Source organism: Xanthomonas hortorum, from assembly GCF_040279205.1.
Lineage (GTDB): Bacteria > Pseudomonadota > Gammaproteobacteria > Xanthomonadales > Xanthomonadaceae > Xanthomonas > Xanthomonas hortorum_F.
Window position 1 is genome coordinate 26586 of the sequence record NZ_JBEOLS010000046.1, and the last position, 15896, is coordinate 42481.

8 protein-coding genes and 1 pseudogene are annotated in these 15896 nt (G+C 65.0%); 4 read left to right on the forward strand and 5 right to left on the reverse strand.

Annotated elements, in window-relative coordinates:
- Positions 1–90 precede the first annotated feature (90 nt).
- Together treA and ABS769_RS16320 are read right to left on the reverse strand one after the other, a co-directional pair.
- On the reverse strand, positions 91–1764 hold the full coding sequence (treA, locus tag ABS769_RS16315) for an alpha,alpha-trehalase TreA (protein ID WP_074058329.1): 1674 nt from the start codon (positions 1762–1764) through the stop codon (positions 91–93).
- A 445-nt stretch (positions 1765–2209) separates the two neighbouring features.
- Positions 2210–2986, reverse strand: a complete 777-nt coding sequence (locus tag ABS769_RS16320) for a DUF72 domain-containing protein (protein WP_350498202.1) — start codon at positions 2984–2986, stop codon at positions 2210–2212.
- Positions 2987–3093: 107 nt separating this feature from the next.
- On the opposite strand from ABS769_RS16320, the gene ABS769_RS16325 reads away from it, so the two are divergent.
- On the forward strand, positions 3094–3846 hold the full coding sequence (locus ABS769_RS16325; RefSeq protein WP_317062419.1) for a DNA-formamidopyrimidine glycosylase family protein: 753 nt from the start codon (positions 3094–3096) through the stop codon (positions 3844–3846).
- A gap of 150 nt (positions 3847–3996) precedes the next feature.
- The gene (locus tag ABS769_RS16330) at positions 3997–5016 is read left to right on the forward strand and encodes a hypothetical protein (protein WP_317062420.1); all 1020 of its coding nucleotides are present in this window, start codon (positions 3997–3999) and stop codon (positions 5014–5016) included.
- Positions 5017–5970: 954 nt separating this feature from the next.
- Here ABS769_RS16330 and ABS769_RS16335 read toward each other — a convergent pair.
- Positions 5971–6900, reverse strand: coding sequence for a GAF domain-containing protein (locus tag ABS769_RS16335; protein ID WP_317062421.1), 930 nt, complete (start codon positions 6898–6900; stop codon positions 5971–5973).
- Between the two features lie 88 nt (positions 6901–6988).
- On the opposite strand from ABS769_RS16335, the gene ABS769_RS16340 reads away from it, so the two are divergent.
- Complete coding sequence (locus ABS769_RS16340) at positions 6989–7201, forward strand: hypothetical protein (RefSeq protein ID WP_317062422.1); 213 nt, start codon at positions 6989–6991, stop codon at positions 7199–7201.
- 162 nt (positions 7202–7363) lie between these two features.
- On the opposite strand, the gene ABS769_RS16345 is transcribed toward ABS769_RS16340, so the two are convergent.
- The gene (locus tag ABS769_RS16345; protein ID WP_317062423.1) at positions 7364–10243 is read right to left on the reverse strand and encodes a M16 family metallopeptidase; all 2880 of its coding nucleotides are present in this window, start codon (positions 10241–10243) and stop codon (positions 7364–7366) included.
- Between the two features lie 111 nt (positions 10244–10354).
- Here ABS769_RS16345 and ABS769_RS16350 point away from each other — a divergent pair.
- A pseudogene (locus tag ABS769_RS16350) lies at positions 10355–13060 on the forward strand (PAS domain S-box protein).
- A 503-nt stretch (positions 13061–13563) separates the two neighbouring features.
- On the opposite strand, the gene ABS769_RS16355 reads toward ABS769_RS16350, so the two are convergent.
- Positions 13564–15693 (reverse strand): methyl-accepting chemotaxis protein, encoded by a 2130-nt coding sequence (locus tag ABS769_RS16355; RefSeq protein WP_268215098.1) that lies wholly within the window; start codon positions 15691–15693, stop codon positions 13564–13566.
- Between the last annotated feature and the right edge of the window lie 203 nt (positions 15694–15896).

The window sequence follows — 15896 nt, forward strand, 5'->3', positions numbered from 1 at the left end:
CTGTTGCAGTGATCTGCCAGCGCTGCCGACTGCCGGAAATGCGATGCCGCCAGCGACGCCGAGCAATGCCCGGCATCAACGATTGCACCCTCAGCGCGTCGCCGCTTCGGGCTTGCGCGCGCGTTTGGCTGGCGCCGCCTTGGTCGCTGTGTCCGGGTATAGATTCAACAGCATCAAGGTGACGCCGTTGGTCCAGCCGAAGCCGTCCTGCAGCGCGTATTCGCCACCGCCGCCGCCGGCTGCATCGGCTTCCAGACCGTATTTTTCGACCAGCTTGTGCTCGCGCGCGAACAGCGCCTGGACCTGGGTGAGAAAGCGCTCGCCGATGGTACGTGCCAGCGCGTCTTCGCCGTAACGGCGCAGGCCGTCCACCGCCACCCATTGCAGCGGCGCCCAGCCATTGGGCTCGTCCCATTGCTGGCCGGTCTTCACTGCGGTGGTGGCCAAGCCGCCGGGACGCAGCAGACGCGCACGCACGCTGCTGGCGGTGCGCTTGGCGTGGTCGTCCGACGACAGACCGGCAAACAGCGGATACAGCGCCGCCGCAGTGACCTGGTCGCTCAGCTTGCGTGTCTGCCAATCGTAGTCGGCGTAATAGCCGGCCTTGTTCCACAGATGCGCATCGATGGCCTGCTTGCGCTGCAGTGCCAGCGCGGCGTAGTCCTGTGTGCACTCGGCACCCGGCTGCGCGCAGGCCTGGGCCAGCGTGCGCTCCAGGTGATAGAGCAGGCTGTTCAGATCGATCGGGATGATGGCGGTGGTGCGGATGGTGCGCAGGTTCTGCCCATCGGCCAGCCAGCGGCTGGTGTAGTCCCAGCCGCTTTCGGCACCGGCGCGCAGGTCGCGGTAGACCTCGGCGGCGGGGCGGTCGCTCGCTTCGGCGGCAGTGCGGGTGTCGTGCAGCCAGGCTTCCGGGCGCGGGGTGTCGCGCTCGTCCCAGTAGCGGTTGAGCAGGCTGCCGTCGGCCAGGCGCACCACGTGGCGGGCGGCCTGGCCGGGCTGCAGATCCTCGCTGCCCTGCATCCAGTAGGCGTATTCCTTCTGCAGCTGCGGCAGGTAGCGCTGATACACCGCTTCGCCTTCCACGCCGGCCTGCAGTTCCACCATGTAGGAGAAGAACGGCGGCTGCGAGCGGCTCAGGTAGTAGCTACGGTTGCCGTTGGGGATGTGCCCGTAGGTGTCGATCAGGTAGGCGAAGTTGTCCAGCATCTGGCGGCTGAGCGTGGTCTCGCCGCTCTTCACCAGGCCGAGCATGGTGAAGTAGGAATCCCAGTAATACACCTCGCGGAAGCGCCCGCCCGGCACCACGTACGGATGCGGCAGCGCCAGCAGGCTGCTGTACGGCGGCACGTGGGTCTGGCTGCGCACCAGCTTGGGCCACAGGTCGTCGATATGTTCGCGCAGCGCGGTGTCCTGGCGGATCGCATCGGTCTGCACCGGCGGCGATTCTTCGAAATTGGCGTCCACGAACTTGCGCAGGTCGAAACCGGGGTGATCGTGCTGCGCCAGATAGTCGGCGTTGATCAGTGCCGGATCGCGCAGCGGCAGAAAGTCGACGAAATGCTTCTGGTCGTCGAACAGCTCGCCGCGCTGCACCGCCTGGAATAGTTCCGGGTAGGCCAGGTCGGGCGTGGGCGGTGTGGCCGCCGGGGCGTTGACGACCGGAGTGTCCATCGGCGCGGCGGTCAGTGTGCACGGCGCAACGAACATGCTCAGCGACAGGCCAAGCAGCGACGTGCAGCACGGGGGCGCGGCAGAACTCATGGCATCTCCAGAACGGGCAGTGGCGTAAGGCATGGTAAACGACCGAAGTGGCGGGCGGGACCGGACGATGGTGTCGGCAGGCCGACAGGCTTCGCACGGAGACGACAAGATTCAGCAAGATGATCCGGCGCGGTGTCGCAGGTTGTCGCGCCAATTCAGGCCTATCGGCGCGGATTGAGGCAGCTTGAGCAGGTGCGGTTCGGCGTAGTCGGCCTGTTCACTGCAAGATGCGCACCAGCCGTCGCGGGCTGAGCTGCGATTGCGAGCGGTGGCCGCACCCGTCTGGCGGCTGCGTAGTACTTTTGATAGCCGCTCCAAACCGCTGCATGCGCGGGTGGATGGCAATCCGGACCACCGCTTGCGTTGATTCGGTTGACCGGGCGTGTTGTTGGACGCGCCGCCGCCCGTAGATGGGACGTGGTCTCACATGCTCCATCAACGCTGGCTAGCGCTTGCGGTCGGTTCCCAGCAAACGCTGCAGCTGCAGCGCGTTGGGCACCGCCAGCCCGGCGGCGGTGTTGTCGAAGATTACCCAGCGTTCGGCTTGCGGATGCATAGCGTTGCGCGGGGCCTGACGCACCGCGTCGGCCAATGCCTGCAACGCGCTGTCGTCGTAACTGCTGTAGTAGATGCGCGGCGCGCCATGCCAGCGCCAGTAGTACGGCCCGGCGGTAGGGCTTGGTGTGGCGGCTTCGGGAACCGGCGCCGGGTCGGCGGCGCAGCGTGCGATGCGGTGGCGCGTCAGCAGCGCCTGTGCCTGCGGCAAAAACCAGCTGGCGTGGCGCGGCTCGCACACCACGCCGCCGCCCCAGCGCCGCCGCAGCATCGCGAAAAAGCTGGCTGCTACGCGCGCATCGAAGGCGGCGCTGGGCGGCAACTGCAGCAGCAGGCAGCCCAGTCGCGTGCCCAGCGCGCCGGCCTGGGCCAGAAACGCATCCAGCAACGGATCGGCCGCATGCAGGCGCGCGTCGTGGCTGATGCTGCGCGGCAGCTTGACCGAAAAACGGAAATCCTCCGGCACGCTGTCGGCCCAACGCGCATAAGTGCCGGCACGGTGCGGGCGATGGAACGAGGAGTTGATTTCCACCGCATCAAAACGCGTGGCATAGCGCTGCAACACGCTGGCGCCGTCAGCAAACGCCGCGCGGTCGGCGGCCGGAATCGACCAGCCTGCACAGCCACAGCGCACACGCGGCACGGCGATGGACGAACGAGACGACATGACGGGGGAGCGATGCGATCGGGCAGCACTCTATGCATGCGCGCGCGTCAGCATTGCGTGTGCAGTGCGATCACGGCCGACTCACCCGCGACTTCGATACTGGGCGCATGCCAGAAGGCCCGTCCCTTGTCATCCTGCGTGAACAAACCGAGGCCTTTGTCGGTCGCAAGATCCTGCGTGTCTCCGGCAACAGCAAGCAGGACATCGCGCGCCTGGATCAACAGAAAGTGCTGGCACTACGCAGCTGGGGCAAGCACTTTTTGATCGAGTGCGCGCAGTTCAGCGTGCGCATCCATTTTCTGTTGTTCGGCAGTTATCGCATCGACGAAGACAAGCCCAATGCGGTGCCGCGTTTGCGTCTGGAATTTTCCAAGGGCCAGCGGCTGAACTTCTATGCCTGCTCGGTGCAGTTTATCGAGCGCCCCTTGGACGAGGTCTATGACTGGACGGCGGATGTGATGCATCCACGTTGGGATGGCGCACAGGCACGGCGCAAGTTGCGTGCCGCGCCATCCATGCTTGCCGCCGATGCATTGCTGGATCAAAGCATCTTTGCCGGCGTCGGCAACATCATCAAGAACGAGGTGCTGCACCGCATCCGGGTGCATCCGGAGAGCGCGGTGGGCGCGTTGCCAGCGCGCAAACTTGGCGAGCTGGTTACCCAGGCGCGCGACTACAGTTTCGATTTCTACACCTGGAAAAAGGCGTTCGTGCTGAAAAAGAATTACCAGGTGCATACCAAAACCAGCTGCCCGCGCGATGGCGCGCCGCTGCAGTATCGCAAGCACCTGGGCAAGGCCGGGCGGCGTGCCTTTTTCTGCGAAATCTGCCAACGGCTTTACCCGGGCGAGGATGTGTGACGATGCGCTCAACGTGAATGGCGGCTGGCTCTTTCTGGCCAGACAACGAATTTCAAACGCGCGCAGGCGCAGCGCCCGCTAGATTTGCGCGTCCTGCACCGGGTTCACGGTGTGGCGTGCGCATCTCTCATCTCACCGGTCTCCCGCATTGTGACTACCCGCAGGAAGGAAACGCTTGTCCCGCATGTCGCCGCTGTCGCATGCACGGGCGCCATGCTGTTCTTTCTTGCCTGTCTGTTGCTGTATATGCCGCCGCCGCGCGAAACCCTGCGACACGACGACAGTTTGCAGGTGTATTTCGTGCCGCGCCCGCAATTGACGCTGCCGGCACCGATGGAGCCGCCGCAACCACGCGAGCGCACACCGCGCGCTGCGCCTGCCGCCGCATCGACATCGGCCGCCCGCAGTGCGCCGCCGCCCACACGGACCCCACCGCCGCAGCGCCAGGTGGCCGCCGCCAATGCGCCGGCCAACGAATCGATGGCAGCCCAGCTCTATACCCGCGAAGGCCGTTTGCGCATGCCGCAAACGGCGCAAATAGATCCGATGGCGCAAAACGGTGCCGCCGTGCCGCCGGGCATGAGCGATGAGCGCGCGCAGGCCAAGGCGCGCAATGTGATGGAACGGGTCAACCCGGTGCAATACCAGGACACGCGCTTTGCCAAGGACTGGAAAAGCGACGGCACGCTGGGCGATGTGGCGATGCAGGAAATGAATCGCGGCATGAAGAAGTTCAACGACATGATCAACGGGCCGCAGACGCAGGTGGCCAAGGCGCGACCGCCGCCGGATGTGCGCTTCAACCCCGCGTTGGCCGGCAATCAGGCAGAGATGGGCAGCGAAGCGACCGGCGATGCCTACAAGGCCGCGCCGATCGCGCACGAGACACCGCCCGATCTCAAGGGCGAAGCCAGCCGCCGCATCCGTGAGGCGCTGGCGGCGCTGGAGCAACGCAGTGCGCGTTGCGACGCGTCAAAACGCAAAACCCTGTTGTCGCCGGTGCGCACGCATCTGGGCGATCTTGAGCGCGCCGAGCACGCCTTGAACAACGGCGCCGACCCGGTGATGGCTGCGCAAATGCTGCCGCGCCAGGCCGACAGCGCCTACGATCTGGCCCGCCGCGCGCTGTGGTATGCCGATCGCCAGTTGAAGCAGTGTGCGACTGGGTGAGCGGGTTGGTTAGTGTCCAGCTGATCAAGAGCGGCTAACAGAACCTCTCTGACGTTGTATCAATAGCGGCAGCGTGTCGGCCACACGCACACCGTTGATGCGTGAGGATGAGTAGGTTTGAGTGCGCGGCGCCCGCACCGCTTGCGGGACACGCCGTGAATCCGTTCGTGGAGGCTCGGTGGCGGCATTCATGCCGCCACACGGTCCCGCAATCGGTGAGGACACCGCACCAGGAAGTTGGTCGGTTGCCGGATATAAACCTGCCTGTTGCTCGGCTTGCGATGAGAAGATTTTCGGACGCAACGTTATCCGACTAACGCACATCATGCATTGCTTGCACCAGGCACACCGACACTCTCGACTGGTCCTTGCCCGCCCGCCGTCGCGGGACCTTACGCGGCATGGATGCCGCGTAAGAGCCTACACGGACGTACTTGCGGCGTGTCCCGCGATGGTGGGCGGGCAAGGGCCCTGCAGCAAACCCACAGATCAGCCGCTCTAGAAACCGACGCATCCACACCGTTCAATCACCTTCCAGCCGCTCTAAATCGACGAGTGAGGGATGTGTTTTGGTTGGAGGCAGCCAGGGTTTTGTAGGAGCTTGTACACCAGGCGCCGCATGATCGCTTGGCAACCGCACCCTCATCCGGCGCTGCGCGCCACCTTCTCCCGGTGGGAGAAGGGGACCAGCCGCTCTTGCCCTTATGCCTGCATGCGTCCAACTGCCCAGCCCAGCCCAGCCCAGCCGCCCAGCCGCGTATGGCCGTCAAGAGTCGAATCACGGCGATGCCCGCCTCACAACAGCCCAATCCGAGCTCTACATAGCTCCAATCCCAGCGCTACATGAGGCCGATCCGAGCGCTACCTCTACACATGACCAACCCGAGCGCTACAGCAGGCTATGAGTCTGTCCACGCCATACTCTTACTGAGCCATACTCTTACTGAGTCCGCCCTACGCCAGACTCTGCCGATAGCGGTCTTTTTCGATACTCAGCGCCACTTCCGCACGCAGGAATACCTGGCCGATCGGTTCATCGCCACGGGTTGCCTGCGCTTCGCCGATCAGCACGGTGAGCCCGAGCGCATGTTGTTGCTGGGCGATGTCACGCAGGCCTTGCAGCTTCTGTTCGGCATCGGGGCCGCGCAGCACGGCGATGAACTCCGCGCTTTCGGTGACCCGGTCTACGCTGTCCCCGCTGGCTTGTACATGTGCAGCCAGGGCCTGATCGAGTTGTTGCAAGGCGCGGCCCAGCAGCCGCTCGCTTTGTTTTTCGGCCAGCGCGGCCAGTTCCTGCACTTCCAGGATGACCAGGTAATAACCAGTGTCGGCGCCGGTCTTGGTGGCAACCGGCGCCACCGGCTGCAAAATCGCCTCGCGCTCGAGCTGCAATTCGCGCTTGCGCTCGTCCAGCAGGCGCATGGTGACGCGCGCCAAGGCCTGCAGGCCGGTGCGTTGAATCTCGGTGAGCGTGCGCGGCTCGGTGTCGAGTACGCAGACCGTGCCCAATGCCACGCCGTCGGAGGTCACCAGCGGCATGCCGGCGTAGAACCGCGCACCGGTTTCGCCGGTGACCACCGACACATCGGCAAAGCGCGTGTCCTTGGTCAGGTCGTGCACTTCCATCAGGTGCTCGGGGCTACGGATGGCGTGATCGCACACTGCCTGGCTGCGATCGGTCTGCTGCATGCCCAGACCCAGTTGGGCCTTGAACCACTGGCGGTCGCGGTCGACCAGCGACATCAGTGCGATCGGCGTGCCGCACAACGAAGCCGCTACCTGCACGACGTCTTGATAGGTGTCCTCGGGCAGGCTGTCGACGATGCGGTAGCCATCCAGAACCTGTTGGCGAGAGGCTTCGTCAGCCATGGGCATTTCTTTCATTGAATAAGCCAGACAAGCGCGAGCGAGAAGGTGCCACGATACCGGCGTTGCCGATAACGCGGCGTGGATATTGGCCAGGTGCGTTGGCGTGACCTTGCAACGCGCATGGGAAGACGCAGCAACGCGGTTGCGCGATGGGCAGGTGCATCTGTTCAACAATCTGCACCTGGGCAACAGCTCCGATGTGGATGATCCGCGCAACCACTACGCGCACGACGAGCCACCAGCGGGCATGGATGCGGCAAGTTTGCCTGCCGCCGCCGAACGCCAACGCTTGCCTGGCGGCGCGGATGTCACCTGAAGCGGCGGGCTGCGTCCTTGCAGTTCCTGATCGGCCTGCACGCAGTCACGTGCAGGCGTCCTGTCCGTGCGTCTGGAGACATCCCACCGCCATACAACCCGCCACCGCCGCACAACCCGACCGCGCCGCTTGGCAGCAACGCAGCCGGTGGGTCAATCGCCCTCAGCGCTTGACCGGCTTGCCGTCCACGTCGAGCACCTGCACCTCGCCCAGCTTGAGCGCACGCACCGGAGCTTCGATCTTCTTCAGATCGCCCACGATCACCCAGGTCATCGCCTTGGGCGCGATGATTTCCTTGATGGCTTTCTGCGCGGCCGGCTTGTCGATCGCTTCCAGGCGCGGCTTGAGCGTCTGCACGTAATCGTCCGGGCGGTCGAACTGCACGATGCCTTCGATCGCACCCAGCACCGCGCCGGTGGTTTCGAAGCTGCCGGGCAGGGCGCGGATGCGCTGGTTCTTGATCTTCTCGATCTCCTCGTTGGTCAGCGGCTTGTCGCCGATGATCGCGGTGGCTTCCTTGAGAATCTCGTTGGCCGATTCGGCGGTCTTGTCGGTCTGCACCGGCGCGGAGAACAGATACGGCCGCTGGCCCTGCGCATCCAGCATGCGGGTGCCGGCACCATAGGCCCAACGCTTGTTCTCGCGCAGGTTCATGTTCAGGCGCGAGGTGAAGGTGCCGCCGAAGGCGCCATTGGCCACGCCGATGGCCAGGTTGTCCGGCGCCTTGGTGGACGGTGCGAGCAGGCCGGCCAGGATCACCGACTGCGGCGCATCCGGGCGATTGATCAGATACACGCGCGGCTTGGGCTGCGCAGCGACGTTGGCCAGGTTCTTCTTCGGCAACGGCGTGGCAGGGGCCTTCCAGTCGCCGAAGGCGGCATCGAGCTGCGGAATGATCTGCGCCAGCGTGGTATCGCCGGCCACCAGGATGCGCAGGTTGTCCGGACGCAGCCACTGGCTGTGGAAGGCCTGCAGGTCCTGGGCGTTGAGGCTCTTGATCGCCGCCTCGGTGCCGCTGCCGGTGAGCGGGATGCCGTAGGGGTGGTTCTGGCCGAACAACAACGGCGGCAGTGCCCGCAGCGCCAGGCTGTTGGGCTGGGTCTTTTCCTGTGCGATGCCGGCCAGCCACTGGCTGCGGATGCGCTCGATGTCGGCGGGCTTGAAGGCCGGGTTGCGCACGATGTCGGAGAACAATTGCAGCGAGGGCTGCAGCTGGTCGTTGAGCGCGTCCAGCGAGGCGCTGCAGCTGTCCAGATCGCAGCCGACTGCGGTGATCGCGCCCAGGCGCTGGCGGCGTTGGGCCACTTCCACCGAATCCAGCGCGGCGGTGCTCTCGTTCATCAGCGCGGCGCTGAAGCTGGCGGTGCCCAGCTTCTTGCCCTGGTCGGCCGCATAGCCGGCATCGAACAGCAGTTCCACCTGGGTCACCGGGATGGTGTGGCGCTCGGCCAGGATCACCTCGATGCCATTCTTCAACTTGCCGCGCTGCAGCTGCGGGAAGCTCAGATCGGGGAACTGGCTGGTCTGCGGCACGCCCTTGCTGCGGTCCAGCGTGGAGGCGGTGATCTTGTACTTGCCGGCGGCCGGCAGCTTGGGCGCCGGCTTGCCGGGTTCGTCGCCACGTGCGACCACCGCCTTGTCTTCGGCGGCGGGGTCGAAGTCCTTGCCGGCCGGCAACACGGTGAGCAGATAGTCGCCCTTGCCGAACCAGCTGGCAGCGGCCTGCTTGACGCTGTCCACGCTGGCGGCCTGGCCGCGCTGCAGATCCTGCTTGTAGGCGCCCGGGTCGCCGCGATAGACCTGGCCCTCGGCCAGGATCACCGCCTTGCCGCCGAAGCCGCCGACCTTTTCCAGCCCGCGCACGAAGCCGGCGCGGTAGGCCACCTGCGCGCGCTGCAGTTCGTCGGCGGTGGGGCCCTGGGCGATGAATTTCTTGAGTTCCTCGTCGATGATCGCCTCGACCTTGGCCGGATCCACACCGTCCTTCACATCGGCCTGGATCTGTACCTGGCTGGACAAGGCGAAGGCCTGGATCGACGCCGACACGTCGTCGACCAGATTGTCCTGATAGACCAGACGCTGATACAGCCGCGAGGTCTTGCCACCGCCGAGCACGGTGGTGGCCAGGTCCAGCTGGATCGCCGCATCGCTGCCCAGTTGCGGCGCGACCCAGGTGCGGTAGATGCGCGGTTGCGAGACATGGTCGTGCTGCACGCCACGCTTCTGCGCGGCCAGCGGGGTCACCCACGGCTGTTGGCGCGCCACCGGCTTGCCGGACGGGATGTCGCCGAAATACTGCAGCGCCTTGGCGCGCGCCTGCGCCACGGTGATGTCGCCGGCCAGCACCAGGGTGGTGTTGGCGGCGCCGTAGTTGTCGTTGAACCACTGTTTGACGTCGGCCAGCGAGGCCGCGTCCAGGTCTTCCATCGAGCCGATGGCGTCGTGCTGATACGGATGATTGGCCGGGAACAGGTTGGACAGGATGTTCTGGTCCACACGGCCGTATGGGCGGTTCTCGCCCTGGCGTTTTTCGTTCTGCACCACGCCGCGCTGGGTATCGAGTTCTTCCTGGCCAATCGCCCCGAGCAGGTGGCCCATGCGGTCCGATTCCATCCACAGCGCGGTATCCAGCGCGGTGGTCGGCACGGTTTCGAAATAGTTGGTGCGGTCGAACCAGGTGGTGCCGTTCATGTCGGTGGCGCCGACCTTCTCGAACGGGGCGAAATAGCTGCCCTTGTTGTTCTCCGAGCCGGAGAACATCAGATGCTCGAACAAGTGCGCAAAGCCGGTCTTGCCGGCCGGCTCGTCGCCCGAACCGATGTGGTACCAGATACTCACCGCCACCACCGGTGCCTTGTGGTCTTCGTGCACCACCACGGTCAGGCCGTTGGGCAGGGTGAAGCGGGTGTAGCCGATCTCGGGAATGGCGCTGCTGGCCGCGGGCTTGGACAGGCTGGCCGGGGCAGCTTCGACGACGGGAGCAATGGTGCCGGCGGCGGCGCCGAGCACACCGGCGATCAACAGGGACAGCGGACGCAGCATGTGACACTCCAGAAAAGGACAATCGGCCGAGGGTAGTGGCTGGTTGGCGGCGCCGCAAATGCTGTTTGGCAGTGTCGCTGCGGCTGCCGTGCCCCAAGACAGGCCGCAGATCTGAAATGCGGTGTAAGCGGACCCGGCCGCGCTTGACTCAAGTTGATCCTCGCCTCGCCGTTACTTGGGGCGACCTACCTTGACCAGACGCTACCCGCCGATCACGCCATGACCGTCCTGTTGCCGCCCGTGCCGATGCCCGCTAACGACGCCTTGCGCGTGGAGGCCGTGCGTCGGTTGGGGGTGCTGGACACCGAGCCCGAGGCCGAATTCGACGACATCGCCTGGTTGGCCGCGCATGTCAGCGGTGCGCCGATGGCGCTGGTGTCGTTGCTGGATGCCGACCGTCAGTGGTTCAAGGCACGCTGCGGCACCGATCTGGAAGGCACCCCGCGCAGTGTGTCGTTCTGTTCTTACGCGGTGATGGGTACCGAGCTGCTGGAGGTGCCCGATGCCGAGGCCGATCCACGCTTCGCACTGAATCCGCTGGTCACCGCCGCGCCGGGCATTCGCTCCTATGTGGGCGTGCCGCTGATCGGCCGCGAGGGCTATGCGTACGGCACCTTGTGCACGCTCAGCACCAAATCGCGGGTCCTCGACGAAAGCCAGAAACAGGCGCTGATCCGGCTGGCACGCCAGGCCGCCAATCAACTCGAGGCGCGCCGCGACCGTCTGGCCGCGCAGGCGCAGCGGCAGACCCTGAGCCGTTTGCTGGAAGCCATGCCCGACGGCGTGGTTTCCTGCGATAGCGAGGGGTTGTTGCATGAATTCAACCACGCCGCGCGGCAATGGCACGGTACCGATCCGCGCCTGTTGCCGCCGGCGCAATGGGCGCAGCATTTCGATCTTTACGCTGCCGACGGCAGTACCTTGCTGCCTACCGAAGCCATCCCCCTGGTGCGTGCCTGGCGCGGCGAGCACGTGCGCAATGCCGAGATGGTGATCCGTGCCACCGGCCAGAGCGCGCGCAGCGTGCTGTGCAATGCCGACCCGGTGGTCAGCGATCAGGGCGCCGCATTGGGTGCGGTGTGCGTGATGCACGACATCACCCAGCTGCGCGATGCCTCAGCTGCGCTGGCGGGCGAGCGTGCGCGCTTGCAGTCGCTGGTGGACGCCTCGCAGGACGTGGCGATCATCGCCTTCGACCCGAACGGGCGCATCGAATTGTTCAATCCCGGCGCCGAGCGCCTGCTGGGCTACGCAGCGGACGAAGTGCTGGGCCGCTGCCCTGCGCAGTTCCATCTGCCGGCCGAGCTCGAACGGCACATGGCCACGCTTGCGTTGTCGCCGCCGTCGTATCTCAAGCTGGCCGCCGCTGCGGCAGGCGATGTGCTCGAAGAAGAAATCTGGACCCTGGTGCGCAAGGACGGCGGGCTGCGGCGGGTACGGCTGTGCTTCAACGTCATCCACGACGCCCAGCAAGGACTGGCCGGCTACCTGGCGATGGCCATCGACGTCACCGCCGAGCTGCAGGCGCAGGCGGCCGCGCAGCTGGCGGCCGAGCACTTCAGGGGTGCGTTCGAAACCGCCCCGCAGGGCATGGCGATCGTCTCGCTGGACGGCGCCTGGCGCGACGTCAATCCATCGCTGTGCAGCATCCTGGGCTATCCGCGCGAGCAGTTGCTGCGCACCACCTTCCAGACCATCACCCATCCCGACGACCTGGAGATGGATCTGTGCTTTGTGCAGGAATTGATCGACGGCAAACGCGACAGTTACAGCATGGCCAAGCGCTACATCAGCCAGCAGGGCGCGGTGATCTGGGCGCAGTTGTCGGTGTCGCTGGTGCGTGACAGCAGCGGTGCACCGGTGCATTTCGTCTCGCAGATCCAGGACGTCACCGAACGCCATGTCGCCGCTGAACGCCTGGCCGAAAGCGAGGCGCGCCTGCGCGCGATCAGCGATGCCACTCCGACGCTGGTCAGCCAGTTCGATGCCGAGCAGCGTTGCCTGTTCGCCAATGAAGCGCATCGCCACTGGCTCGGCGTGGAGCCGTCCAGCCTGGTCGGCCGCCATCTCACCCAGGTGCTGGGCGATGACCTCAGTACCCCGGCGCGCGCTGCGCTGGCGCAGGTAATCGGCGGGCAACGCGCCAGCTTCGAACACGTGTTACGTGGCGGCGCGACACCGCGCGATGTGGAAATCACCTTGGTGCCCGCGACGCAGAGCGCATCGACGCAGGCGCAAGGGTTCTTCCTGATGGCGCACGACGTCACCGCGCACAAGTCACTGCATCGGCTGATGCACGAACGCGCCACCCGCGATGCCTTGACCGGCCTGCCGAATCGCCATGCCTGGTCCGAAGCGCTGCAGATCGCGGTGACCCAGGCGCAGCAACAACAGCGTGCGGTCGCCGTGATGTTTTTGGACCTGGACGGCTTCAAACGCATCAACGACGTGCACGGTCACCGCGCCGGCGACGCGGTACTGGTGGCCTTCGGCCGCTGCCTGCAGCAAGCGGCCGGCAACCGTTATCTGGTGGCGCGCCTGGCCGGCGACGAATTCGTGGTGTTGCTGGACGACCTGCAAGACCCGCAGACCGAATGCGCGGCAGTGGCAGAACGGATTCGCACCGCTGCCGCAGCGGGCGCCGTGTTCGGTGAGCAACACCTGCCGATCCACTCCAGCATCGGCGTCGCCTGGCAACACGGCCAAAACGCCGACGCGGCCAGCCTGATGCACGCGGCTGACGAAGCGATGTACGCCGCAAAACGTGCCCGCTGCGGCAACGACACACCTACTGCCGGGCGCGATGCCGCGCGCTAGTTAATCGCGCGCCGCTCCCTTCTCCCACCGGGAGAAGGTGCCCGCAGGGCGGATGAGGGTACGGCTTACCCATAAAATTGGATCAATCAGAAGTGCGCATTGCACTTCTGGATTTTGTGAGTAGCGATGCAATCGCATCCATCAATCTTCACTCCCTTCGATGAAGCTCACCATCTCGGTCGTCTTGAGAGGTGATAAAGGGTGTGGATGCGTCGATTGCAGAGCGGACGATCTGTCGCCTGGCTGCAGGGCCCTTGCCCGCCCACCATCGCGGGACACGCCGCAAGTACGTCCGTGTAGGCTCTTACGCGGCATCCATGCCGCGTAAGGTCCCGCGATGGTGGGCGGGCAAGGACCAATCAAGATGGTCGGTGTGCGTAGCTCTTCTCAAAGCAACCCGCAACCTGTCTGGTGCGGTGTCCTCGCCGACCCAGGCATGCGCATTAGTGGCGCGCATGCCGTGTCTTCTCGCCCCGCAGGGCGAGGGGCTATGCATCCATCCATCAAGCCGCCTGCACGACCGAACGCCGTTGCATTGCAGCTTGCTCCGGCACCAACCGGAACACCGCCACTGCGCGCGTCAGATCCGCTGCCTGATCTTCCATGCTGCGTGCGGCCGCCGTGGCTTCTTCCACCAGCGCGGCGTTCTGCTGGGTCATTTCATCCAGCTGCATCACCGTGGTGCTGACCTGCTCGATGCCGGCGCTTTGCTCGGTGCTGGCGGCGGTGATCTCGGCCATGATGTCGGTCACGCGCTTCACCGAGCTGACCACCTCGGTCATCGTGCTGCCGGCTTGTTGCACCAGGTTCGAGCCTTGTGCGACTTTTTCCACCGAGTCGGAGATCAGCTGTTTGATCTCCTTGGCGGCACCGGCCGAGCGCTGCGCCAGGGCGCGCACTTCGGTGGCCACCACCGCAAAGCCGCGGCCTTGTTCGCCGGCGCGTGCGGCTTCCACCGCCGCGTTCAAGGCCAGGATATTGGTCTGGAACGCGATGCCGTCGATCACCCCGATGATGTCGGAAATACGCGCCGACGATTGCGTGATTGCCTGCATGGTGCTGACCACTTCCTGCACCACCCGGCCGCCGCTTTCGGCAACATCGCCGGTGCCCTTGACCAACTGGTTGGCCTGACGCGCGTTGTCGGCATTCTGGCGCACGGTGGAGGTCAGTTCTTCCATCGAGGCGGCGGTTTCTTCCAGATTCGCGGCTTGATGCTCGGTGCGCGTGGACAGGTCTGCATTGCCGCTGGCGATTTCGCCGGCCGCCGTGTTGATCATCTCGGCCGAATGCTGGATGCCCTGCACGATGCTGGTCAGCTGGATCGCGGTGCGGTTGGCTGCATTGGCCAGCCGGCCGAACGCGCCTTCGTAATGCGACTCCACCCGCTGCGACAGATCGCCATCGGCAATCGCGGCCATGATGCGGCCCACATCGTCCAGGCCGGCATCGGCCTGCTGCATCAGGCGGTTCAACGCCTGCACCATTTCCGCAAACGCGAACTGGTAGCGTGATTGCTCGCCACGTGCGGAGAAATCGCCGCGCGCAGCGGCATCGGCCAGGCGTGCGATATCGCTGTTGATCGCCGACAGATTGCCCTTCACCGTGTCCAGGGCTTCATGCAATGCCGCGCGCTGGCCGGGCAGGCGGCGCATGTCGCGGCGCAGATCGCCACGGCCGTAGTCGCTCATCACGTCCATCGCTTCGTTGATGGCATCCAGGTGTTCGAACACCACCGTGTTCACACCGTGCGCCAGCGTGCCGTAATCGCCGGGGAAATCTTCCGGGATGCGGTGCGCGATGTTCTCGCCTTGCTGCAGACGGATCATGGTCTGCATCTCGCCGTTGAAGCGCTGCAGCTGGTTCTGCATCTGCTGCATGCTGTGCATCAGCTGGCCGGTTTCATCGCGCGATTCGACCCGAATGTCGTTATCGAAGCGGCCGGAGGCGATCGCCTCTGCGGTGCGCGATGCGGCACGCAGCGGCGCAGCCATGGCCGAGGCGATCAACCAGCACAGGCCGATCACCATCGCCACCAACGCGCCGCCGATCAACGTCAAGGTGCGCGTGAAGCCCCAGGCCTGCACCTGGATGTCTTCGGCGTACACACCCATCACCAAGACCCAGTTCCAGGCCGGAAAGGTCTTGGCATAGCTGATCTTGGGCAGCTGTTCTTTTTTACCCGGCTTGGGTGCGTTGTAATAGCTGAAGCCGTCGCCACGCTCGATCGCAGTCTTGATGTCGCGATACACGTACTGCCCGGCATCGCTCTTGTAATCGCTCATGTCGGTGCCGACGGCGCGCTTGGGATGCATCAGGATGCGCATCTGCGGATCGACGATGAAAAAGTAATCCACGCCATCGTTGGTGCGCATGTCGGCAAGCGTTGTACTTGCCGCTGCCTTGGCCTGTTCGACCGTCAACTCGCCAGCTTTGACCTTGTCGGCATAGTGCTGCATCACGGTGAGACCCATCTCGACCTCGGTCTTGACGCTGAGCTTGCGCGCCTCCACCAGATCCAGATATTGCAGGCGCGCCGCAGCCACCGCGAGCAGGATCACACCCACGGTCAGTAGCGCGCAGAGCAGGACGAACTTGCGGGTGAGTGGGAGATTGGCAACGTGACGACGCAATAGCGACACAACAGGCATGGCAACGACATCCAAAACGCGCGCAGGGCGCTATGGCATGGATATCGGCTGATTCACATCCGGGTTGAATGCTGATTGCGGCAGCGTCTGCTTGAGCGGTGCAGGTCATGCACCAATGCGATAGCAGCCGATACAACGTAGGAGCGCCCTCGGGCGCGATGAAGCGTTATCGATAACGCTTCATC